The 21,109-nt window shown below is 64.2% G+C and carries 19 protein-coding genes; 8 read left to right on the forward strand and 11 right to left on the reverse strand.

Translation table 11 applies throughout. The features are described from left to right. Window positions 1-61: 61 nt before the first annotated feature. Window positions 62-964 carry a LysR family transcriptional regulator gene (locus tag HWE01_RS19620; protein ID WP_008326216.1) on the reverse strand — a complete coding sequence of 301 codons (903 nt, stop codon included), beginning with the start codon at window positions 962-964 and terminating at the stop codon, window positions 62-64. 231 nt (window positions 965-1,195) lie between these two features. Here HWE01_RS19620 and HWE01_RS19625 point away from each other — a divergent pair, with 231 nt between their 5' ends. Together HWE01_RS19625 and HWE01_RS19630 are read left to right on the forward strand one after the other, a co-directional pair. Continuing rightward, on the forward strand, window positions 1,196-1,510 hold the full coding sequence (locus HWE01_RS19625; RefSeq protein ID WP_241822632.1) for a c-type cytochrome: 315 nt from the start codon (window positions 1,196-1,198) through the stop codon (window positions 1,508-1,510). Between the two features lie 96 nt (window positions 1,511-1,606). After that, on the forward strand, window positions 1,607-1,795 hold the full coding sequence (locus tag HWE01_RS19630; RefSeq protein ID WP_241822633.1) for a helix-turn-helix domain-containing protein: 189 nt from the start codon (window positions 1,607-1,609) through the stop codon (window positions 1,793-1,795). A gap of 33 nt (window positions 1,796-1,828) precedes the next feature. On the opposite strand, the gene HWE01_RS19635 is transcribed toward HWE01_RS19630, so the two are convergent. From HWE01_RS19635 to HWE01_RS19655, 5 genes are all read right to left on the reverse strand, one after another. Beyond that, the gene (locus HWE01_RS19635; protein WP_241822634.1) at window positions 1,829-2,833 is read right to left on the reverse strand and encodes a transketolase family protein; all 1,005 of its coding nucleotides are present in this window, start codon (window positions 2,831-2,833) and stop codon (window positions 1,829-1,831) included. Then, complete coding sequence (locus HWE01_RS19640; protein WP_241822635.1) at window positions 2,830-3,675, reverse strand: transketolase; 846 nt, start codon at window positions 3,673-3,675, stop codon at window positions 2,830-2,832. Before HWE01_RS19640 ends, HWE01_RS19635 begins: the two co-directional genes overlap by 4 nt. Before the next feature lie 35 nt (window positions 3,676-3,710). Continuing rightward, a complete protein-coding gene (locus tag HWE01_RS19645) occupies window positions 3,711-5,567 on the reverse strand; it encodes a TRAP transporter large permease (RefSeq protein ID WP_008326232.1) in 1,857 nt (618 codons plus the stop codon). Then, window positions 5,564-6,610: a TRAP transporter substrate-binding protein gene (locus HWE01_RS19650; protein ID WP_008326233.1), complete on the reverse strand. Its 1,047-nt coding sequence runs from the start codon at window positions 6,608-6,610 to the stop codon at window positions 5,564-5,566. The genes HWE01_RS19645 and HWE01_RS19650 overlap by 4 nt, the downstream gene beginning before the upstream one ends. 73 nt (window positions 6,611-6,683) lie before the next feature. Then, window positions 6,684-7,433 carry an SDR family NAD(P)-dependent oxidoreductase gene (locus HWE01_RS19655; RefSeq protein WP_034349846.1) on the reverse strand — a complete coding sequence of 250 codons (750 nt, stop codon included), beginning with the start codon at window positions 7,431-7,433 and terminating at the stop codon, window positions 6,684-6,686. Window positions 7,434-7,655: 222 nt separating this feature from the next. Between HWE01_RS19655 and HWE01_RS19660 the strand changes: the two genes are divergently transcribed. Next, a complete protein-coding gene (locus tag HWE01_RS19660; protein ID WP_175342816.1) occupies window positions 7,656-8,543 on the forward strand; it encodes a LysR substrate-binding domain-containing protein in 888 nt (295 codons plus the stop codon). Between the two features lie 227 nt (window positions 8,544-8,770). On the opposite strand, the gene HWE01_RS19665 is transcribed toward HWE01_RS19660, so the two are convergent. The 3 genes from HWE01_RS19665 to HWE01_RS19675 all read right to left on the reverse strand — a co-directional run bounded on the left by HWE01_RS19665 (window position 8,771) and on the right by HWE01_RS19675 (window position 13,917). Beyond that, window positions 8,771-9,721: a hypothetical protein gene (locus tag HWE01_RS19665; RefSeq protein WP_241822636.1), complete on the reverse strand. Its 951-nt coding sequence runs from the start codon at window positions 9,719-9,721 to the stop codon at window positions 8,771-8,773. A gap of 22 nt (window positions 9,722-9,743) precedes the next feature. Then, a complete protein-coding gene (gene cls / locus HWE01_RS19670; protein WP_241822637.1) occupies window positions 9,744-11,171 on the reverse strand; it encodes a cardiolipin synthase in 1,428 nt (475 codons plus the stop codon). A 196-nt stretch (window positions 11,172-11,367) separates the two neighbouring features. Next, on the reverse strand, window positions 11,368-13,917 hold the full coding sequence (locus tag HWE01_RS19675) for a sulfite reductase flavoprotein subunit alpha (protein WP_241822638.1): 2,550 nt from the start codon (window positions 13,915-13,917) through the stop codon (window positions 11,368-11,370). 310 nt (window positions 13,918-14,227) lie between these two features. Here HWE01_RS19675 and HWE01_RS19680 point away from each other — a divergent pair, with 310 nt between their 5' ends. Together HWE01_RS19680 and HWE01_RS19685 are read left to right on the forward strand one after the other, a co-directional pair. Further along, a complete protein-coding gene (locus HWE01_RS19680) occupies window positions 14,228-14,602 on the forward strand; it encodes a type II toxin-antitoxin system RelE/ParE family toxin (RefSeq protein ID WP_241822639.1) in 375 nt (124 codons plus the stop codon). Continuing rightward, the gene (locus HWE01_RS19685; protein ID WP_241822640.1) at window positions 14,586-14,966 is read left to right on the forward strand and encodes a helix-turn-helix domain-containing protein; all 381 of its coding nucleotides are present in this window, start codon (window positions 14,586-14,588) and stop codon (window positions 14,964-14,966) included. The genes HWE01_RS19680 and HWE01_RS19685 overlap by 17 nt, the downstream gene beginning before the upstream one ends. A gap of 44 nt (window positions 14,967-15,010) precedes the next feature. Here HWE01_RS19685 and HWE01_RS19690 read toward each other — a convergent pair whose 3' ends face one another. Together HWE01_RS19690 and HWE01_RS19695 are read right to left on the reverse strand one after the other, a co-directional pair. Further along, window positions 15,011-15,844 carry an alpha/beta hydrolase gene (locus tag HWE01_RS19690; protein WP_008326249.1) on the reverse strand — a complete coding sequence of 278 codons (834 nt, stop codon included), beginning with the start codon at window positions 15,842-15,844 and terminating at the stop codon, window positions 15,011-15,013. 59 nt (window positions 15,845-15,903) lie between these two features. Continuing rightward, window positions 15,904-16,818, reverse strand: a complete 915-nt coding sequence (locus HWE01_RS19695) for a LysR family transcriptional regulator (protein ID WP_008326250.1) — start codon at window positions 16,816-16,818, stop codon at window positions 15,904-15,906. A gap of 248 nt (window positions 16,819-17,066) precedes the next feature. Here HWE01_RS19695 and HWE01_RS19700 point away from each other — a divergent pair, with 248 nt between their 5' ends. Genes HWE01_RS19700 through fahA form a run of 3 tightly spaced genes read left to right on the forward strand, consistent with a single transcriptional unit; the run spans window position 17,067 to window position 21,087 of the window. Then, window positions 17,067-18,410 carry an MFS transporter gene (locus HWE01_RS19700; RefSeq protein WP_241822641.1) on the forward strand — a complete coding sequence of 448 codons (1,344 nt, stop codon included), beginning with the start codon at window positions 17,067-17,069 and terminating at the stop codon, window positions 18,408-18,410. Then, on the forward strand, window positions 18,407-19,744 hold the full coding sequence (gene hmgA, locus HWE01_RS19705) for a homogentisate 1,2-dioxygenase (RefSeq protein WP_241822642.1): 1,338 nt from the start codon (window positions 18,407-18,409) through the stop codon (window positions 19,742-19,744). The genes HWE01_RS19700 and hmgA overlap by 4 nt, the downstream gene beginning before the upstream one ends. After that, complete coding sequence (fahA, locus tag HWE01_RS19710; protein WP_008326253.1) at window positions 19,741-21,087, forward strand: fumarylacetoacetase; 1,347 nt, start codon at window positions 19,741-19,743, stop codon at window positions 21,085-21,087. Before hmgA ends, fahA begins: the two co-directional genes overlap by 4 nt. The last annotated feature ends 22 nt before the right edge of the window (window positions 21,088-21,109 follow it).

Raw genomic sequence — 21,109 nt, forward strand, 5'->3', positions numbered from 1 at the left:
AACGGCGGTTGGAACGCGCCAAGCTGCGCAAGTTCGCCGGGTGGATTCCCGTGCGGCGGGATCAGGTGGGCATCTCCAGCAGATCCAGCAGCGCGCGCAGTACGCCGGAAGGGTTGTCACGGCGCCAGGCCAGGCCGGTCTGGATCTCCGGTGCCGCATCCGAAAGCCGGCGGTAGTCCACGCCAGGGCGTTTCAGATTCGACACGGATTGTGGCACAAGCGCCATTCCCATGCCAGCCGAGACCAGGCCGACGATGGTCTGCATCTGGATCGCCTCCTGGCCGATATGGGGTGTCACGCCCGCATCGCGAAAGCACGACAGGATGGTGTCATGGAAGGCCGGCGCAATGCGCCGCGGGAAGATGATCAGCGGCAACTCGCGCAGGCTGTTGAGCGACACCGGGCCGCGTTTGCCGATGGCGCCTTCAGGCAACGCCGCAATCAGCGGCTCCGAGAGCACCGGGCGCACATCCAGCACGGCCGCGGCTTTCTCCGGCAACGGCGGCAGCAGCAGGCCGGCGTCGATCTTGCCCTGCATCAGGTCGTCCAGCTGGACATCAGTGGTGGCTTCGCGCAATTCGATCTGGACTTGCGGGTAGCGGGCGCGAAAGCGCTGCAGGAGCGGGGGCAGGATGCTGTAGTCCGCGCTCGATATGAAGGAAAGGGATAAAAGTCCGGAAGCGCCGCTGGCCGCGCGCCGGGCCAGGTCGGGCAGGGCGGCGGCCTGTTGCAGGATGCGCTGTACCTCCGGCAGCAGAGCTTCCCCCGCGGGCGTGAGGGCCACGCTGCGCTTGGTGCGCTGGAACAGGGGCGTGCCCAGTTGTTCTTCCAGCGCGGCGATGGTCTGCGACAGCGGCGGCTGGGTCATGTGCAGCCGGGCTGCGGCGCGGCCGAAGTGCTTTTCTTCGGCGACGGCAGCAAAGTAGCGCAGCTGGCGCAATTCCAGGCGGGGATGGTCGGACATGGACTGATATGAGATCCGAATGAGTCGGGCGCCCATGATATCCCCGGCCCATCATGGCGACAAGCCGTGGCCGGGGCGATCTTTCCGTCATGGAATTTGATCTATGACAGATATACGCCGGAGCAGATAGAGGGCCGGCTGCGAAGCCGGGTAGAATAGCCCCGCCTGCGAAGCGCCTGGAGAATGCCGCTGCAGGCGTGACCGTCGTCCACCGCTTGCTGAGGAGCCCCCATGAAATACCTGTTGTTGATCGCCACCCTGGTGGCCGGTTCGGCCATTTCCGCCGAAGCCCTGGCCAATGCGCAACTGGCCAAGTCCAAGAACTGCATGGCCTGCCATTCGGTGGATGCCAAGATCGTCGGCCCCGCCTTCAAGGAAGTGGCCAAGAGATACAACGGCCAGAAGGATGCCGAAGCCAAGCTGACCCAGAAGGTCCTCAACGGCGGTAGCGGTGTCTGGGGCGCGGTAGCGATGCCGGCCAACAAGGGCCAGGTGACCGAGGCCGAGGCGAAGGAGTTGGTGAAGTGGGTGTTGAGCCTGAAGTAAGCCTCAGCAATACGCCATGAAAAAAGGAGACCGAGGTCTCCTTTTTTCATGCAATCATCGTCGCTTTCCAATCACTGTCAGCTTGGAAGGACCAGCATGAGCAAGCGTATTTCACTCTCAACGCTACCGCCTTTTGATGCAGCCTTGTTCCTTGTTGATGAAGACAGCATTGACGTGTATCTGCGCGAGATACGTGCCCGCAACGATCCTGATTTACTGGCTAGCGCAATCGAAGATGTCGAACGTACGCGCCTGATGAACCAGTCCGCTCGCCCGTTGGACTGACCGAACTGATTCATCACTACCTCGAGCATCTACTTACTTCAACCACTCCCTGATCCGCCGGCTCAACACCTCGCAACTGATCCCATACCGGTCATGCAAGGTCGGCAGCGCCCCCGCATCGAGGAAGGCATCCGGCAAGCCCGCCATCTGGAAACCTGCGGGCTGAACGCGATGACGCATCAGCGTGGTGGCGACGATCTCGCCGAGTCCGCCGATGACCGAATGGTTTTCGGCCACCACCACCAGGCGGTTCTTCCTCCTGACTTGCTCCACCACCGTGGCTTCATCAAAGGGCTTGATGGTCGGGCAGTGCAGCACGCCCACGCTGACGTTGTCGGCTTCCAGCGCCTTGGCTACTTCCAGCGCGCGCATGGTCATGAAGCCGCTGGAGATGATGAGCACGTCGTTGCCGTCGCGGATCTCCCTGGCTTTGCCCAGCTCGAACTGGTAGTCATATTCATCCAGCACCAGCGGCACGTTGCCGCGCGCCAGGCGCATGTAGACCGGCCCCTGGTGCGCCGCGATCTGCGGCACGGCCTGTTCCAGGTCCAGCGCATCGCAGGGGTCGACGATGGTCAGGCCGGGAATGGCACGCATCATCGCCAGGTCTTCGGTGGCCTGGTGGCTGGGGCCGTAACCGGTGGTCAGGCCGGGCAGGGCGCAGCAGATCTTCACGTTCAGGTTTTCTTCGGCGATGACCTGGTGGATGAAGTCATACGCACGACGCGTGGCGAAGACCGCATAGGTGGTGGCGAAGGGCACCAGCCCTTCCTTGGCCATGCCGCCGGCCGCGGCCATCAACAACTGTTCGGCCATGCCCATCTGGAAGAAGCGCTCGGGATAGGCCTTCTGGAACAGGTGCAGGTCGGTGTATTTGGCCAGATCGGCGGTGAGACCGACGATCTCGGGACGGTCGGCGGCATACTCGACCAGGGCCTTGCCGAACGGCGCCGCCTGCACGCGCTGCCCCTCGGCGGCGATGGAGGCGATCATGGCCGACGTGGTCAGGCGCGGTTTCTTGTCTGCGACGGTGTTCATGCTTGGCTTCCTTGTTGATAAGACTGGTCGAGGATGGACAGCGCCTGCTGCCATTCGGGCGGATCCACACGGATGAAGTGGTTCTTCTCGCGCTGCTCCAGGAAGGGCACGCCCTTGCCCATCAGGGTATCGAACAGGATCACGCGCGGCTTGGCGTCCCTCAGGTTGCGCGCATTGTCGAAGGCCTGCACCACGGCCGCCAGGTCGTTGCCATCGACCCGCTGCACGTACCAACCGAATGACGCCCACTTGTCGGCCAGCGGCTCAAAACCCATCACCTTGCTGGAAGGACCATCGGCCTGCTGGTTGTTGATGTCGACCAGGCAGATCAGGTTGCCCAGCTGGTGGTGCGCCGCGCCCATGGCGGCTTCCCAGGTCGAGCCTTCATCCAGTTCGCCATCGGACATGGAGTTGTAGACGAAGGCCGGATTGCGGTTGTAGCGCAGGCCCAGCGCCATGCCCACGCCAATGGCCAGGCCCTGGCCCAGCGAGCCGCCGGAGATTTCCATGCCCGGCGTATAGGTCGCCATGCCCGACATGGGCAGGCGGCTGTCATCGCTACCGTAGGATTCCAGCTCATCGTCAGGGACGATGCCAGCCTCGATCAGGGCGGCGTACAGGGCGATGGCGTAGTGCCCGTGCGAGAGCAGGAAGCGGTCGCGGCCGCTCCATTGCGGGTCGTCCGGACGCAACTGCATGGCGTGTTTGTAAGCCACGGCCAGCACATCGGCCCAGCCCAGTGCCTGGCCGATGTAGCCCTGCCCCTGGACCTCGCCCATGCGCACGGCATTGCGGCGGATGCGATATGCGCTGGCGCGCAGGTTTGCCAAATTGTCAGACATTGCGTGTCCTTGCTAGATGAATGAAAACGTAAAAATCACAGGAAACCCACCGAGAACCAAGGCACGAAGGCCACGATCAGCAGGCCCAGCACCAGGGCGCCCAGGTAAGGCCAGATGCGCTTGACCGCCACGTCCGGATGCACGCGGCCGATGGTGCAGGCGGCGTAGTAGCCCAGACCGAAGGGCGGCGCGAACAGGCCTACGCCCATGGAGAGGATGATGACCATGGCGTAATGCACCTCATGCACGCCAATGGCCTTGGCCACCGGGAACAGCAGCGGCGCGAACAGCACCATGGCGGGGATGCCTTCCAGCACGCTGCCCAGCACCACGAAGGCGGCAATCGACACCAGCAGGAAACCGTATTTGCCGCCCGGTACGCTGGTCATGGCCTCGGCCAATGCATGCGAGAAGCCCGACTGCGTCAGCGCCCACGACATGCCGGTGGCCGTACCGATGATGAAGAGGATCGCGCCCGACAAGGCGGCGGTGTCGACCAGCATGGGATAGAGGCGCTTCCAGTCGAACTTGCGATACACCACCAGACCGGCCACCACCGAATAGGCGATGCCGATGGTGGAGACCTCGGTGGCCGTGGCCACGCCCTCGACCACGGCGGTACGGATCAGGATGGGCAGCAGCAGTGCGGGCAGGGCGATGATGAGCGTACGCAGCACCACGCGGCCCGGGGCGCGCTGGATGCCTTCCATGATCTCGGCACTGCGCCAGCGCGCCAGTATCGCCAGCAGCACGGCCAGCACGATGCCCGGCATGATGCCACCCGTAAACAGCGCAGCAATGGACACGCCCGCCACCGAACCGATGGTGATCAACACCAGCGAGGGCGGAATGGTCTCGGCCATGGCACCGGAGGCCGCCAGCAGCGAAATGAGTTCGCCCTCGTGATTGCCGCGGCGCTTCATCTCCGGCAGCAGCACCGGGGCCACCGCCGCCATGTCGGCGGTCTTGGCGCCGGAGATGCCCGAGACCAGCAGCATTGCGCCCAGCAGCACATAGTTCAGCCCGCCGCGCACGTGGCCCAGCAGCGAGGCCAGGAAGTCCACCATGGCCTTGGCCATGCCGGTCATCTCCACCAGGTGTCCCAGCAGGATGAACAGCGGCACGGCCAGCAGGATCAGCGAGGACATGCCTTCATCGAAGCGCCCCGCCACCACCGCCAGGGGACTGCTGGTCACCGTCAGCATGAAGGCCACCGTGGCCAGGCCGAAGCAGAAGGCGATGGGAATGCCCATGAGCACCGACACTGCCAGTACCAGGCCGAAGAACACCACCAGGTTCCAGTTGCCGATGGCCTGCAGCCAGTCCGCGCCGAAGTACATGGCAGCGGCCACCAGCGCCAGCAAGGCCAGCACGCCCACCAGGTCGACCAGCTTCTGGCGCGAGATGCGCAGCAGCGACAGCGCGATCATCAACGCCGCACCGACCCCCACGGCGGCGGCCCGCACGGTGTTGGGCCAGCCCAGCGCCGGGGTCTGCACGAACATTTCGTCTTCGGCGTATTCCCACATCGGATGGATCAGGATGAGCAGCATCACGCAGGGCGCGATGATGGCCAGTGCTTCAGCCCAGGCTTTTCCGCGTTCGCTCAAGAAGCCCACCAGCACCGTGGTGCGCATGTGGGTGCCGCGCCGCAGGGCGACCGCTGCCCCCAGGTTGGCCAGCCACAGGAAGAGAATGGAGGCCAGCTCATCGGCCCAGGGTATCGGGTTGTTGAAGATGAAGCGCATGATCACGCCCGCCAGCAAGACCACCACCTCGCCCACCACCAGGGCCGCAGCGGGAATCTCGATGGCCACGCCCAGCCAGTGCTCCAGGCGCGCAGACAGCGAGCGCTCATCGCTGACCGGCTGCTCCAGCGAGAGGGCGCTCATCCCAGGCTCCCGACGGCGTTCTGCAGCAGCTTCCAGGCATCCTCGCCGAACTTGGCGCGCATGTCCTTGTAGAAGTTGGCCTGCGCCAGGGCCTGCTTGAAGGAGTCCTTGTCGGCCTCGATGATCTGCAAGCCCTTGCCCTGCAATTCATTGCGGGCGAAGCCGGCCAGTGCGGCGATGTCGGCGCGTTCATCGGTGGCGGCCTTGTCCAGCTCGCGGCGCACGATTTCCTGGATGTCCTTGGGCAGCTTCTCGAAGGCGCGGCGGTTGCCCAGGATCCAGTAGGCATCCCATACGTGGTTGGAGATGGTGCAGTACTTCTGCACTTCATAGAGCCGCGCGGTGCTGATGATGGCCAGCGGGTTTTCCTGTCCCTCCACCAGCCTGGTCTGCAGCGAGGAATAGACTTCGTTGAAGTTGATCGGTGTGGGGCTGGCGCCCAGGGCCGTAAACAGCGAGGTCAGCATCGGTGCTGCCGGCACGCGCAGCTTCAGTCCCTTCAGGTCGGCGGCAGTCTTGATCGGCTTGGTGGAGGTGGTGATCTGGCGGAAGCCGTTGTCCCAGGGCTTGGACATGGTGAGCAGGCCGACCTTCTCGATCTGCGCGCGCACATAGGCCCCCAGCGCACCATCCATGGCTTGCCAGACTTCCTTGTAGTCGTGGAAGGCAAAACCGGTATTGACGATGCCGGCCGCCGGCACCAGGGTGGACAGCACCACGCTGGCCTGGTTGAAGAATTCCACGCCGCCATTGCGGATCTGCGACATCAGGTCGGTATCCGAGCCCAGCTGGTTGGCCGGGAACAGCTTGATGTCCAGACGACCCCCGGTGGCTTCGCGGATGCGGTCGATGGCTTGCTGGGCACGCTTGTTGACCGGGTGCGACGGGTCCTGACCGGTGGCGAACTTGTAGTTGAACTCGGCTGCATGGGCAGGACGGGTCATGATGGAAAACAGCGGCAGGGCCGCACCGACGGCGCCGGCCTTGAGCAGTTGGCGGCGGCTCAGGGTGGTCTTGCCGGATTTGCTGTTGTCTTGGGTCATGTCAGGTCTCCTGTTTGTTCTGATGTGGTAAAGGATGCCGGCCAGGCCGGCGCGCACGAGCATTAAGCTGCGTTTAATGAATCAGCATTCCACCATTAACGTCCAGCGTGATGCCGGTGCAGTATTGTGAGAGCTCGCTACCAAGGAAGACGCAGGCGCCGCCGATGTCATCGGCACGGCCCAGGCGCGCCAGCGGAATGGTCTCGGCGATTTCGGCCTTCTTTTCTTCGGTGAGCTTGCCCTTGATGATGTCGGTGCCGATCAGGCCGGGGGTGATGCAGTTGACGCGGATGCCTTCCGGACCGAACTCGCGCGCCATGGCGCGCGCCAGGCCCAGCACGCCGGCCTTGGCCGCCGAATAGTGCGGACCACCCAGGATGCCGCCGCCACGCTGGGCCGACACCGAGGAGATGCAGATGATGGAACCGTTCTGTTGCGCGCGCATGGCCGGCAGCACCGCCTGCGACATGTAAAGCGTGCCGCGCAGGCTGACGTCGAGGATGCGGTCATAGTCGGCGCCGGTGATCTCCAGCGTCTTGACCGGCTGGGTGATGCCGGCATTGTTGACCAGGATGTCGATGCGGCCAAAGTGCTTGAGGGCGGCGCCGATGGCGCTCTCGCAGGAAGCCTTGTCAGTGACGTCGGCCACCAGACCCAGGTGCTGGCTGCCGATGCGCGCTGCCGCCGCAGCCGGGTCGGCCTGCGCCAGATCCAGCACCACCACGCGGGCGCCTTGTTCGGCCATCAGGCGTGCCGTGGCGTAGCCCAGTCCGTTGATGCCTGCACCGCCGGTAATGACGGCAATCTTGTCCTTGAGCAGCATGTCGAGTTCTCCAGATGTTTGCGTTGAGGTGAGCAACAGCGGAGACAGCGCGGATGCGCGATGGCGCGTGCGGCCGCGAAGCATGCGAGGCAGCATGCAGGGCAGTGGACCATGTCTCCGTTTTTGTTCTGATGCGCATGGTCGGACTTTCCTCGCGTGACGACAAGCGAAGTCTCGTCATGTTAAAGTGACGGATCTTCATCTTAGCCAGAGAGCCCGTCCATGGCCGTTCTCCCGCCCCTACCCAACCTTCAGGCCTTCGAAGCGGTGGCCCGGCGCAAGAGTTTTGCGCTGGCCGCCGCCGAACTGCATCTGACGGCCTCGGCGGTGAGCCATCAGGTGGCACGTCTGGAATCCTATCTGGGCATACGTCTGTTCGAGCGCAGTGCGCATGGGGTGCGCATCACCACGGCGGGGGAAAGCTATCTGGCGCGCATCCAGGGGGCGATCTCGGCCATCACGGCGGCCTCCGTGGATGTGCGCCAGGGCGTCAACAACACGCTCTATATCCACAGCGCGCCCAGCATCGCCAGCCTGTGGCTGATGGCGCGGCTCAATGATTTCGCGCGCAATCATCCTGAGATCACCTTCAATCTTTCAGCGGCGCATTCGCAAAGCAATTTCGAACTGGGCGAAGTGGATATCGACATCCGCTACGGCATTCCCAACTGGCCGGGCCTGGTGGTGGAGCCCTTGTTCGAGGAACGCATCGTGCCCCTGGCCAGCCCGGCCTTCATGCGCGAATACAAGCTCAGGAAACCCGCCGATCTGCTGGGTGTGAAGCTCATTCGCAGCAATGTGAGCGTGGTGCAGTGGGCCGACTGGTTCGGGGAGTTTGCGCAGGTGCGCGCGCCGGACCAGTTCGCGGTGCGCTTCGACCGCGCCCAGATGTCACTGGATGCGGCCACCCAGGGACTGGGCGTGGCGCTGGAGAGTGCGACCGTGGCCGCACGGCATATCGAGGAAAAGAAACTCAAACCGGTCTTTGGCCTGGAGCGCGCCATCAAGGTCAAGGCGCACTTTGCGGTTTATCCGGCACACCATGCGCGGCGGCCGGCGGTGGCGGCGTTTCTGGAGTGGTTGCGCGAGCAGGCCGGTGGACAGGATTAGGGCCTGTTCACATTCAATCTGTGAGATGCGTTGCCACCACGCCTTCTGGGGGCAACCCTCCGGGAGAGGCCGCCAAGCGTCGCCTGCCGTTGTTGCAGCTCCTTGCCGTGGCACCACCACGGCGCGTCGCTGCGCCTAGGCAGCCAACGCTTGGCGACCTCTCGCACTCACAGATTGAATGTGAACAGGCCCTAGAACGCATCTCACGCCTATTGATGAAATGGGTTCTACTGAGCCTCCGGCTGAGCAGCCTTCTGCTGTCGCGCCACTTCCTTGCGCTTCATGGCGAGATACGCTTCCCGGCTGAGCTCATGCAGCTGGCGGGGATATTGTTCGGTGGTGCCATACCAGGTAGTCAGGCGCTTCTCCAGCCGTTCGCCAGGCGGTGCCGTCAGGCCCGACAGATAGGCATCGATGGCCAGGTAGTAGCGCATGGTATTGCGCTCCACGGTCGCGCGGCTGCCCGAGACATAGAGCGGCTGCCCGTTGGCCTCGCGTTTGACGACGCTGAAGCCGACCTTGTCGCGGCCTGCCGTCATCAGGTAGGCCCGCAGCGCGATCCGGCTGGCCATGCCATAGGAATAGGCATAGCTGAAATGCAGGAAGGAGCGCTGCTCGTCCAGCGCAATCGCCTCGATTTCGATACGGTAGCGGGAAGTGTCCAGCGGCCCCTTGTCGGCCAGCATCGATGAGGAGAAATAATCGGCCGTACTGACCCCGCCGTGATAGCGCAGGTCGATGCGGTAGGTGTCGTCGATGTCCTGTTCGGTCTTCTTGCCGACCTGCATGCGCAGGATAGTCTGCCCACCCTCGCGCATGAGCCGGCAATACTTGGTGTTGAGGTGCAGGATGAGGATGTCGCACCAGTGCTCGGGATTGTCCAGCGAGGTGCGTACCTGGGCGAAGGGATAGGCCAGCACGGCATAGATATCCCCCTTGACGTTGCCCCCGTCCTCGCGCGAATTCAGGTAGAGCGGGCGATGGTAGGCATTGTTGTTGAGCTCGCCCTGCAGTTCCTGGTACCGGCTCTTCAGGGCTGCCGCACCGTTCAGGGTTTGGGCATGGGCCCAGGTGCAGGCCGCCAGCACCAGGCCGGTGGCGACGATGAGGCGTGCGCGCAGGCGCGAGAACGGTGGCCGCACCTCGGACTGCTCTCGGATTTCAGTACATTCGTTCATAAGCTGGTACCTTCAGTCGGGCTCACAGCAGGCGGGACCAGACACTGGCGCCGAATTCCTTCATACGCTCGCTGATGGGCCGCTGTTCCCACTGTTGCCTGGTGATTTCCTTGGAGGCGCCGAGATCCCGGTCGAACATGCTTTTCATCTGTACGCCGAATTGCGGGCTGAGGATCACGGCATTGATTTCCTGGTTGTAGACGAAGCTGCGCCAGTCCAGATTGGTGGAGCCGATGGTGGACCACACGCCATCAATGAGCGCGGTCTTGGAGTGCAGCAGCGCGTCCTGGCGTTCGTAGATGCGTACGCCCGCTTCCAGCAGTTCGCTGTAGAAGGAGCGCGAGGCGTACAGCACCAGCGAGGAATCGCTGTGCGAAGGCAAGATCAGGCGCACATCCACCCCGCGTCGGGCGGCCGCCTTGAGCGAGTCGCGCAGTTGCGGATCGGGCACGAAGTAGGCGTTGGTCAGGTAGATCGTGCTTTCCGCATGCTGGATGGCCGAGATGAAGGTGGCGTAGATGATGCTGTAGGGATCCTCGGGCGAGCTGCCGATGGCGCGCACGATCTCGTTGCCGGCCGGTGCTACCGGCGGGAAGTAGCGGTGCTCGCCGAGGTCGGGGCCGCGCTGCCGGCCCCAGGTCTCGATGAAGAGTTTCTGGAATTCCAGCGCCACCGGACCATCGATGCGTACCTGCGTATCACGCCAGGGGATTTTCTGGCCCTGCTGGTCGAGCTGCGGCTTCTTCCTGCGGGTACTGAAGGAACCGCTGGAGTAGACGCTGCTGATGTTGATGCCGCCCACGAAGGCGGTCTTGCCGTCCACCACCAGCAGCTTGCGATGATCGCGCTGATTGACTTCCCAGTCCTTGCGGACCTGGGTGGGATTGATGGGGTTGTACTCCAGCACGTGAATGCCGGCATCGATCATGGGCTGGAAGAATTCACGCGGGGTATTGATGCAGCCTACGCTGTCGTACATCAGGTTGACCTGCACGCCTTTGCGCTGCATGGTGATGAGGAGATCGGCGAACTGGCGGCCGACCTCGTCATCTTCCATGATGTAGGTTTCCATGTTGATGTGATGGCGCGCGCCCTCGATGGCTTGCCGCATGGAGGCATAGGTGGCCGGACCATCGATCAACAGGGTCACCTTGTTGCCGGTGACCAGCGGCGCGCCGGTGATGGCTCCCTCGATGGCCAGGTGCCGGTCCAGCAGGGTGTTGTCGGCATTCTGCGCGCGCAGCCGGTCCAGCACGGCCTTGGCCTGTGCCTCGGTGAGCACGCCGCGTCCGCCCTTCATCTGGATGCTGCGGGCCGATTGCGTGTCCATGTCGGGCACGATGGTGGGCAAGGAACTGCAAGCGGCCAGCAGGAGCGAACTCAGCAGCAACAGCAGCCATAGCAGCCATGTGGCGCACCCGCTCCTCAGGTGGATTTTCTTGTTGGTCATGGAAGTATCCCGGTTGGGCGCGGCCATGCAGCCCGACGCGGTGGGGCATCTGCAGGCAGGGCCGTGCGCACGAGTATAGGCCCGGCTGCCGCGCTGTTGCGCGGCGCCAGGCACGAATCGGAACTGTCCTACAGAGAAAAGCGGGGGCTGCCTACAGGATGGCGCGGCAGGTGTTGTCTGCCTGCCGCCGCAGCGATCAATAAACGTCGCGACGATAGCGGTTCTGTTCGATCAGGGCATGCAGGCCGGCCTCGCCCAGCAGGTCTGTGAGGACGGCATCGACCCCGGCGGCCATGCCTTCCAGGCTGCCACAGACATAGATCACCGCGCCCTGGGCCAGCCATCGGTGCAGTTCAGGTGCGGCCTCGCGCAGGCGGTCCTGCACATACAGGCGTTGCCCCTGGTCGCGCGAGAAGGCCAGGTCCAGTCGGGCCAGGTGACCCTGTTCCAGCCAGGCCTGCAATTCATCGCGATACAAGAAGTCGGCACGTTCGTTGCGTTCGCCAAACAGCAGCCAGTTGCGCGTCTTCGTTTCTCCGTGCTGCAGGCGGGCGCGCAGATGGCTGCGCAAGCCGGCCAGGCCGGAACCGTTGCCGATGAAGATGGCAGGGGTGTCGGCGGGCACGGGAGCGAAGCCGGCGTTTTCCACCAGACGCAGGTCGATCTCTGCATCGCTTGGTGCAAATTCGGTCAGCCAGCCCGAGGCCAGTCCCAGTCCGTCTTCATGCCGGACCTGGCGCACCAGCAGGTGCACGGCACCATCCTGTGGCACCGAGGCCACCGAATACGAACGCGCGGCCAGCGGCTGCAACTGGTCGGCCAGGGCCTGTGCCTGGCGCTCGGGATGCAGCGGCAGGACGCTGCAGGCCAGGGCCTCGGCCAGCGTCCGTGCTTGCCCTTGATGTTTCACCATGGCGGCGCCATCGAGTTGCAGGCGCTGCAGCAGCAGGGCGACACGATCCGGCGCGTGGCGCGGCAGGATCTCCACCAGGGCACCGGCTTGCCAGTCGGGCAGGGCACTATCCTGCGCTTGCAATTCGAGGTGGTACAGCGCTGCGCCCTGGCTGCCCGGATTCATCAGGACGCGGCGCTTCAGCCGCCAGGTCTGCCAGGTCGGGCCCGTGGTGGGCAGGAGCTCGGCCACCCGGGTTTGCAGGCCGTGGGCGGCCAGTTCGTTTTCCCATTTGCGCAGCGCCACGCCGGCCATGCGGTCGACTTCGATCAGCGGGAACAGGGGCTGGGCGCCGCACTGGCGCAGACCGTGGTCGAGCGTGTGACCGAATCCGCAGAACTGCGCATAGTGACGGTCGCCCAGGGCCAGGATGGCGTAGTGCACGTGCGTCAGCGACTGGCCTGGCGCCTGGCGCAGGCGCTTCTCGAAGCCGCGCGCGCTGTCCGGGGCATCGCCTTCGCCGAAGGTGCTGGCGATGAAGAGGATGCGGCGGTGATGGCGCAGGCTTTCCGGCGTGCATTGCGCCAGTGATTGCAGATGCACGGCGGTACCGCTGCGGCGCAGTCCGGCGGCGGTATGCAGGGCGATGCGCTCGGCCTGGCCTGTCTGCGAGGCATAGGCCACCAGCACCGGTTCGGCGTCGCCCTGGTTGGCCGTGTCGCCCAGGCCGGCACGTTCGGCGCGCAGGGCGGCTTTCTTGCGGCGACGATCCAGGTACAGCAGCCAGCCGGTGATGCCGAAGAGCGGCATCATCAGACTGGCGATGGCCATGATGATGCGGCCCGGCAGGCCGAAGTAGCTGCCCATGTGCAGCGGGTAGATGGCGGCGATGAGCTTGCCGCCCTTGCTCTTGTCTTCGTAGCGCTCCAGTTGCCGGATCTCGCCACTTTGCGGCAGCACCACCATGCGGCTGCGGGCGCGCTCATGGGGCGCAGCGTGATCGAGGAAGAAGATCTGCACCGGCTGGAAGCCCTGTTCCGGCAGGCGCAACTGCGCACTGCGGTAGTCCGGCGCCTTGCTGAGGAAGCTGTTCCAGACCCGGGTCAGGTCCAGCGGCACGACCTGGTCCGATGCCGGGTTCTTCCGGCCCTCACCGCGCTGCATGGGCGGCCGACGGCTCTCGCCGGCCAGCGTGTTGACGCCGTCCTTGAACCAGTCCAGCGCCCAGTAGGCGCCGGTGGTGGCCAGCAGCACATACATCACCAGCGACCAGGTACCGATGACCGAATGCAGGTTCCACAGGAAGGAGCGTCCCTGCAGCTGGAAGTCCAGTCGCAGCCAGGCGCGCAGCGACAAGGGGCGACGCGGCCAGCGCAGGTACAGGCCCGAGAGCGCCAGCATCAGCAGCGACAGCGCCAGCGTACCCAGCACGATCTTGCCGATCTCGGTAGGCAGCAGCAGCCAGCGGTGGAAACGTTCGACCAGTTCGAAGAAAGCCGCGCCCGTCACCGGCGGCAGCAGCGCGCCCGTATAGGGATCGGCATAGCGCGCCTCACCGCGCCGCACGCCCGGTGGCGGGGCGAATACCACGCGCGCCGAGGCGCCCGCGTCGGTACTCAGGGTCAGGGTCGTGACACGTCGCTGCGGTTGGGCCTCGTGCAGCTTGTCCAGCAGTTGCTGGGGCGTGAGCGTGGCCTGCTGGCGTACCTCGACGTGCATCACGCCAGGGCTCATGGCCTCCATGATTTCCTCGCGGAAAGCCAGGACGGCGCCGGTCACGCCGATGGTCATCAACAGGGTGCCGGCGGTAATGCCGATGAACCAGTGCAACTGGAACCAGATCTTCTTGAACATGTATCACTAAAGCGGCGAGGGCGCATGCGCCTTGTTGGTCTTGTCAGCCGTGCCGCTGCGGGGGCGGTCGGCGGGGCAGGCCGCTATTATAGTTCAGATGAAAATGATTCTTATTGTTGTCTCGGGCGGGGCAGTGTAAGGCTCTGTCCACAAAACTTTTCGAGATTCCCCGCCAATTTGCTAGCCAAAAATGATTTGCCCGCGCGACTGGTTACGCTGGCGAGCCACGCCAGGAGCGACTGTTGCCGGTAACTCTCCTGCCATGTTCAAAAAATTCTTTTGACGGAATATGTCTTTGGAGGAATATTCGATGCAATGCGATGTAGAATTCACTGACGAATTCGAGCTTTGGTGGGAGCAACTCGACGAGGCCGAACAGATTTCCGTTGCCGCCTGCGTCGGCCTGCTGGAGAAGAACGGAACGGCGCTCAGGTATCCCTACAGTTCGGGAATTTCCGGTTCCAGGCATGCGCACATGAGGGAGCTCCGGATGCAGCACAGGGGGCGACCTTACCGCGTCTTCTACGCATTTGATCCGCAGCGGCATGCGATTCTGTTGATCGGCGGGGTCAAGAGCGGCAATCAGCGTTGGTACGAGCAATACGTCCCGCTCGCGGACAAGCTCTACGACGATCATCTCGACACATTGAGCAAGGAGGCAATCGACCATGGCAAAGAAGTTTAGCGAACTGCGCGCCCGCATGCGACCGGAGGCGCAACTGCAGGCAGAGGCAAGAACGGAATCCATGCAGACCAGCATCAAGCTGCAAGCCTTGCGCAAGCGCTTGCAAGTCACGCAGGCCAGTCTGGCAGAGCGCCTGCAGGTGCAGCAAGCCGCCATCTCGAAGATGGAAAGCCGGGATGATCTGCTGGTCAGCAGCGTCATGGATTTCGTGCGGGGTCTGGGCGGGCGGTTGGTCTTGACGGCCACGTTCCCCGACAAGACCAGCTTCGACCTGACGCCGGAACCGGTGAAGATCGGGCGTCCGAACATGGCCGTTTCTGAAAAGCCGCGCGCCAGGATCCGCCGTCCCCGCAAGACCCCCTGAAGCATTTCCTCCTCAGCGGGCAGCCAGGCACAGGGATGGCCGCATCATCCCAGCATCATCTTCAGCATGGTCCGGGTCAACACACTGCCCGCATCCGCAGCCACATCCACCACGCTCAGGTGGTGCTGACCCGGCAGCGCCACCACTTCCACGGCATGCCCCGACTGGCGCAGGGTGGTCGCATAGAGGTCACGCTGGCGCAGGAATTCCGCTGACTCTTCCGCGCCCGCACACAGCAGGGCCTGTACGCCATTGGGCATGGCCAGCAATTGCGGGCTGGCCTGCTGGGCGTCCGAGGGCGAGAGGTGCAGCACTTCGTTGAGATAGGACAGTCGCACCGGTTCCAGGTCATAGATGCCGCTGATGCCGCACACGCCGCGCACGGGCGCTGCGCCCAGCGAGGCGATCAGCGCGGCCAGGTGGGCGCCGGCGGAGTGGCCCATGAGCCAGATCGCATCCGGATCAAAGCGCAGTGCCGCCGCCTTGGCATAGAGCAGGCGCAGCGCGCGGCCGCAGTCGGCGGCGATATCGCCCATGCGCGCCTGCGGTGCCAGCCGGTAATTGATGAGGGCCACGTTGATGTCCTGCGCCAGATAGGGCAGAGCTATCTGGCTGAACTGGTGCTTGTCCAGCGAGCGCCAGTAGCCGCCGTGGATGAACACCAGCAGCGGCCGGCCATTGGTGCTTCCGGGAAAGAAATCCAGGGTCTGCAGCGCGTCCTCGCCATAGGGCACATCGGCCAGGTGCGGATGGGCTTGCCGCGCCGCTTCTCCCTGGCGGGCGAAACGGTCGAACCAGTCCTGGAAATCGGTGATGCGCAGGCGCACGTTGTACTGCTGGTCCAACGCCTGGCGGTCATAGTTGCGATAGATGTGCATGTGTCTCCTCCCTTGCCTTGCGGCCAGTGTCTTGGTTCCGGTTCAGATACCGCCCGGATTCATTCTGCAAAGTGCGCCGAGATCAGGTTGCGCAGCCAGACATTGCCCTCGTCCTGATTGTAACGGCGATGCCAGAACATGTTGGTCTGCAGCGCCGGCAGGCGCAGCGGTGGCTTGATGTAACGCAGCCCGAAGGGCGCAGCCGCACTTTCGGCCAGCTTGCGCGGCACGGTCACGACCAGGGCCGTGGTGCTGACGATATAGGGCACCGCCGTGAAGTGCGGTACGCGGAAGCGCACACTGGGCAGGATGCCGGCCTTTTCCAGGTTCTGGTTGATGCGGTCGTAGGGACTCTCCAGCGAGGACACCATCAGATGCTCGGCCGCCAGGAACTCCTTGAGACCCACTTCGCCACGCCGGTCCAGCACATGACCGAGGCGGAACATGCTGACGTATTCCTGGCGGAACAGCCGCCGTTGATAGAGCGCCTCCGACAGATTGTCGAAGGCGCCGATGGCCAGGTCCACCCGGCCTGCTTCCATTTCGCGCTTCAGATCGACGGCGCCGGCGCGCACGGTGGACAGGCTCACCCCCGGCGCGACCTCGGCACAGGCCTCGACCAGACGCGGCATGAAATACACCTCGCCGACGTCGGTCATGGCGATGGTGAAGCGGCGCTCGCTGGTCTGGGGGGCAAAACCTTCCTGCCGGTTGAGCGCGCGGGCGACTTGTTGCAGCGCCGCAGCCACCGGCTCGGCCAGCTGCTCGGCAAACGGTGTGGGCTGCATGCCTTGCGCCGTGCGCACGAACAGCTCGTCGCCGAAACTGCGCCGCAGGCGCGCCAGCGCATTGGACACGGCCGGCTGCGACAGCCCCAGCCGACGCGCCACCGAGGAAATCTGGCGTTCCTGGAACACCTCCTGGAAAACCACCAGCAGGTTGAGGTCGATGTCACGCGGTTCGATGAGGGGCATGGTCGGGTCAGCCGCGCGGCAAGGCTGCGTGCGCTGCAATATTCATGAAATGAATGGATCGTATTTTCGTATTTATATCGTAAAAGAGGGACGATTGCACTACAGTGACGTCGCGATAAACACCATCAAGAGCCGCGCGGCAGCGCCTGCGCATACGGCCATGCGAATCTGCCATTGTCAGCCTCGACGGCGCGGCAATGGCAGGCCAGACAACTAAAAAAAAGTAAAGACAGACGAGGAGCAAGACAATGAGCATCCACAATCGTGGCGCTCTCCCTACCGTCCATGTGGACCAGGTGGTGGAGCAGGGCCAGTTCGGTTCTTTCCAGTTCGGCCTGCTGCTGCTGTGCGGCCTGTGCCTGATCATCGATGGCTTCGACGTGCAGGCCATGGGCTACGTGGCCCCGGCCATCATCGCCGACTGGGGCGTGAGCAAGGCCAGCCTGGGTCCGGTATTCGGTGCCGGTCTGTTCGGCATGCTGCTTGGTTCGCTGATGCTCACGCCGGTGGGCGACCGTTACGGACGTCGTCCGGTACTGATCGTCTCCACCCTGTTCTTTGCGGTCTGCATGCTGGTGACGCCGCTGGTGACGACCCTCGATCAGCTGCTCATCGTGCGCTTCATCACCGGCTTCGGCCTGGGCAGCATCATGCCCAATGCGATGGCGCTGGTGGGCGAGTTCAGCCCGCAGTCCTCGCGCGTGACGCGCATGATGCTGGTCTCCTGCGGCTTTACCGTGGGCGCGGCAGCAGGCGGATTCGTCAGTGCCGCACTGATCCCGGCGCATGGCTGGCATGCGGTGTTCTGGGTGGGCGGCGCGGTGCCGCTGCTGCTGGGGCTGGCCATGCTGGTCTGGCTGCCGGAATCGATCCAGTTCCTGGTCCTGCACCGCCGTCCGCGCGCCCAGGTGAGCCGCTGGCTACGCAAGCTCGCGCCCGCTCTGGTCATCGACGACAGCACCGAGATCGTGGCCAAGGAAGCCAAGGCCGAAGGCATGCCGGTGGCGGCCCTGTTCCGTGATGGCCGCGGCACCGTTACCGTGTTGCTGTGGCTGATCAGCTTCATGAACCTGATCAACCTGTATTTCCTCTCCAACTGGCTGCCCACGCTGATCCATGATGCCGGCTATTCCACCAGCATGGCGGTGCTGATCGGTACCTCGCTGCAGGTGGGCGGCGTGGTCGGTACGCTGACCCTGGGCCGCTTCATCAACCGCTTCGGTTTCACCCGCGTGCTGGGCAGCTGCTTCCTGCTGGCCTGCCTGTCCATCGCCTTGATCGGCAAGGTCGCTGCCACACCGGTGCTGCTGTTCCTGGCGGTGATCGTGGCGGGCTTCTGCGTCGTCGGCGGCCAGCCAGCCGTCAATGCGCTGGCCGGTACCTTCTATCCGACTGCGCTGCGTTCCACCGGCATCGGCTGGGCGCTGGGGATCGGGCGCATCGGCTCGGTGGTGGGCCCGGTCATCGGTGGCCAGTTGATCGCGTTGCAGTGGAGCAATGGCTCCCTGTTCATCGCCGCGGCCGTGCCGGCCCTGATCTCGGCACTGACCATCGCCCGGTTGCATCGTACTTCCCGAGGAGTCTCCGCATGAATACCGTCACCGATTCTGCCGTCAGCCACCACGTGCATACGCGTGGCTACCAGTCCGGCTTCGGCAACGAGTTTGCTACCGAAGCCCTGCCCGGCGCCTTGCCGTCGCATCGGAATTCGCCGCAGCGCGTGGCCTATGGCCTGTATGCCGAACAGATTTCCGGCACGGCCTTCACCGCGCCACGTGGTCACAACCGCCGCTCCTGGCTCTATCGCATCCGTCCGGCTGCCGTGCATCATCCCTTCGAACCGATGGAACGCGGCCTGCTGGTGAGCCACTTCGACGACGTCGCGCCGCCACCCAACCAGTTGCGCTGGGATCCGCTGCCCATGCCGACCGTGCCGACCGACTTCATCGAAGGCCTGGTTACCATGGCCGGCAACGGCTCGCCGCAAGCGCAGAGTGGCTGCGCCATTCACCTCTACGCGGCCAATTGCTCGATGACCGATCGCTTTTTCTATTCGGCCGATGGCGAACTGCTGATCGTGCCGCAACTGGGTCGCCTGCAATTGCGCACCGAGCTGGGCGTGATCGACATCGAACCGCAGGAGATCGCCGTCATCCCGCGTGGCGTGCGCTTCCAGGTGCGTCTGCCCGATGGCCAGGCGCGCGGCTACATCTGCGAGAACTTTGGCGCCCTGTTGCGCCTGCCGGACCTCGGCCCCTTGGGTTCCAATGGCCTGGCCAATCCGCGCGATTTCGCCACACCGCATGCCTGGTACGAGGACCGTGAGGGAGACTTCCAGCTCATCGCCAAGTTCGGCGGCCATCTGTGGCAAGCGAAGATCGGCCATTCGCCGCTGGACGTGGTGGCCTGGCACGGCAACTACGCACCCTACAAGTACGACCTGCGCCACTTCAACACCATCGGCTCGATCAGCTATGACCATCCCGATCCGTCGATCTTCCTGGTGCTGCAATCGCAGAGCGATACCCCCGGCGTGGATACCATCGATTTCGTGATCTTCCCGCCGCGCTGGCTGGCAGCGGAAGACACCTTCCGTCCCCCCTGGTTCCACCGCAACGTGGCCAGCGAATACATGGGCCTGATCACCGGCCAGTACGACGCCAAGGAAGGCGGCGGCTTTGTGCCCGGTGGCGGCAGCCTGCATAATTGCATGAGCGGTCACGGACCGGATGCGGCCACCTTCGAGAAAGCCAGCCGCATCGATACCAGTACGCCGAACAAGGTCGATCACACCATGGCCTTCATGTTCGAGACCCGCAACATCCTTTGCCCGACCCGTCACGCCTTGTCCGCGCCGACCCTGCAGCGCGATTATCAGGACTGCTGGCTGGGCATTCAAAAGAACTTCAACCCGGAGCGCGCATGAGCCAGAGCAGCCTGACACTGAACGAAACCCACGACCCCTCCCTGCGGAGCTGGGTCCCGAGTGCAAATGCAGAAAACAGCAGCTTCCCGATCCAGAACCTGCCTTACGGCGTGTTCCGTCGCAGCGGCAGTGAAGAAAGTTACCGCACTGGCGTGGCCATCGGTGACCAGATCCTGGACCTGCCTGCGGCCCAGGCCGCCGGCGCCTTCTCCGGCTTTGACGAAGCCACGCGCGCAGCGGCGCATGCTGCCTGTAGCGGCAGCCGTCTCAATGCGCTGATGGCGCTGGAGCCGGCGGCCTGGTCGGCACTGCGTCTGGCACTGTCGCGCCTGCTGCGCAGCGGTTCGGCGCACCAGAGCGAACTGGCTGCCTGCCTGGTGCCCCAGGCGCAGTCCGAGTTTGACGTCCCCGCCGTGATCGGTGACTACACCGACTTCTATACCTCCATCCATCACGCGACCACGGTCGGCAAGCTGTTCCGTCCCGACAATCCGCTGCTGCCCAACTACAAGTGGGTGCCGATCGGCTATCACGGTCGGGCTTCGTCCATCGCCGTCTCCGGCCAGCAGTTCCGTCGTCCGGTGGGCCAGACCAGGGCACCCGATGCGGACTTGCCCACCTTCGGTCCCTGCAAGCGGCTCGACTATGAACTGGAACTGGGCATCTTCATCGGCGGCGGCAATGCCCTGGGCGAACCGGTGCCGATGGATCAGGCCGAGGACAAGGTGTTCGGCCTGTGCCTGTTGAACGACTGGTCCGCACGCGATGTGCAGGCCTGGGAATACCAGCCGCTGGGCCCCTTCCTGTCCAAGAGCTTTGCTTCCACCATTTCGCCCTGGATCGTGACCCTGGAAGCACTGGCACCTTACCGTTGCGCCTGGACGCGTCCGGCGGACGATCCACAGCCGCTGCCCTATCTGGATGCACCGACCCTGCGCCAGAGCGGCGCCTTCGATATCGAACTGGAAGTGCTGATCCAGACCGCCGCCATGCGTGAAGCCGGCAGTGCGCCGCAGCGACTTTCGCTGGGCAATTATCGGGACGCCTACTGGACCGTGGCGCAACTGGTCACGCACCATACCGTCAATGGCTGCAATCTGCGTCCGGGCGACTTCTTCGGTTCGGGGACCCTGTCCGGACCGGCAGCCGATCAGGCCGGTTCGCTGCTGGAGCTGAGCAGTGGCGGCAAGTCGCCGCTGACCCTGGCCAATGGCGAGAAGCGCGTCTTCCTGGAAGATGGCGATACCATCATCCTGCGCGCAGTAGCGCGCCGCGATGGCCTGCCGACCATCGGTTTCGGCGAGGCGGCCGGGACCGTGCTGCCTGCGCGCAGCCTGGCATGATCCGATCTTCTTTTCTGGAGCA

The organism is Herbaspirillum sp. C7C8, from assembly GCF_022627875.1.
Classification (GTDB): Bacteria; Pseudomonadota; Gammaproteobacteria; order Burkholderiales; family Burkholderiaceae_D; genus Herbaspirillum.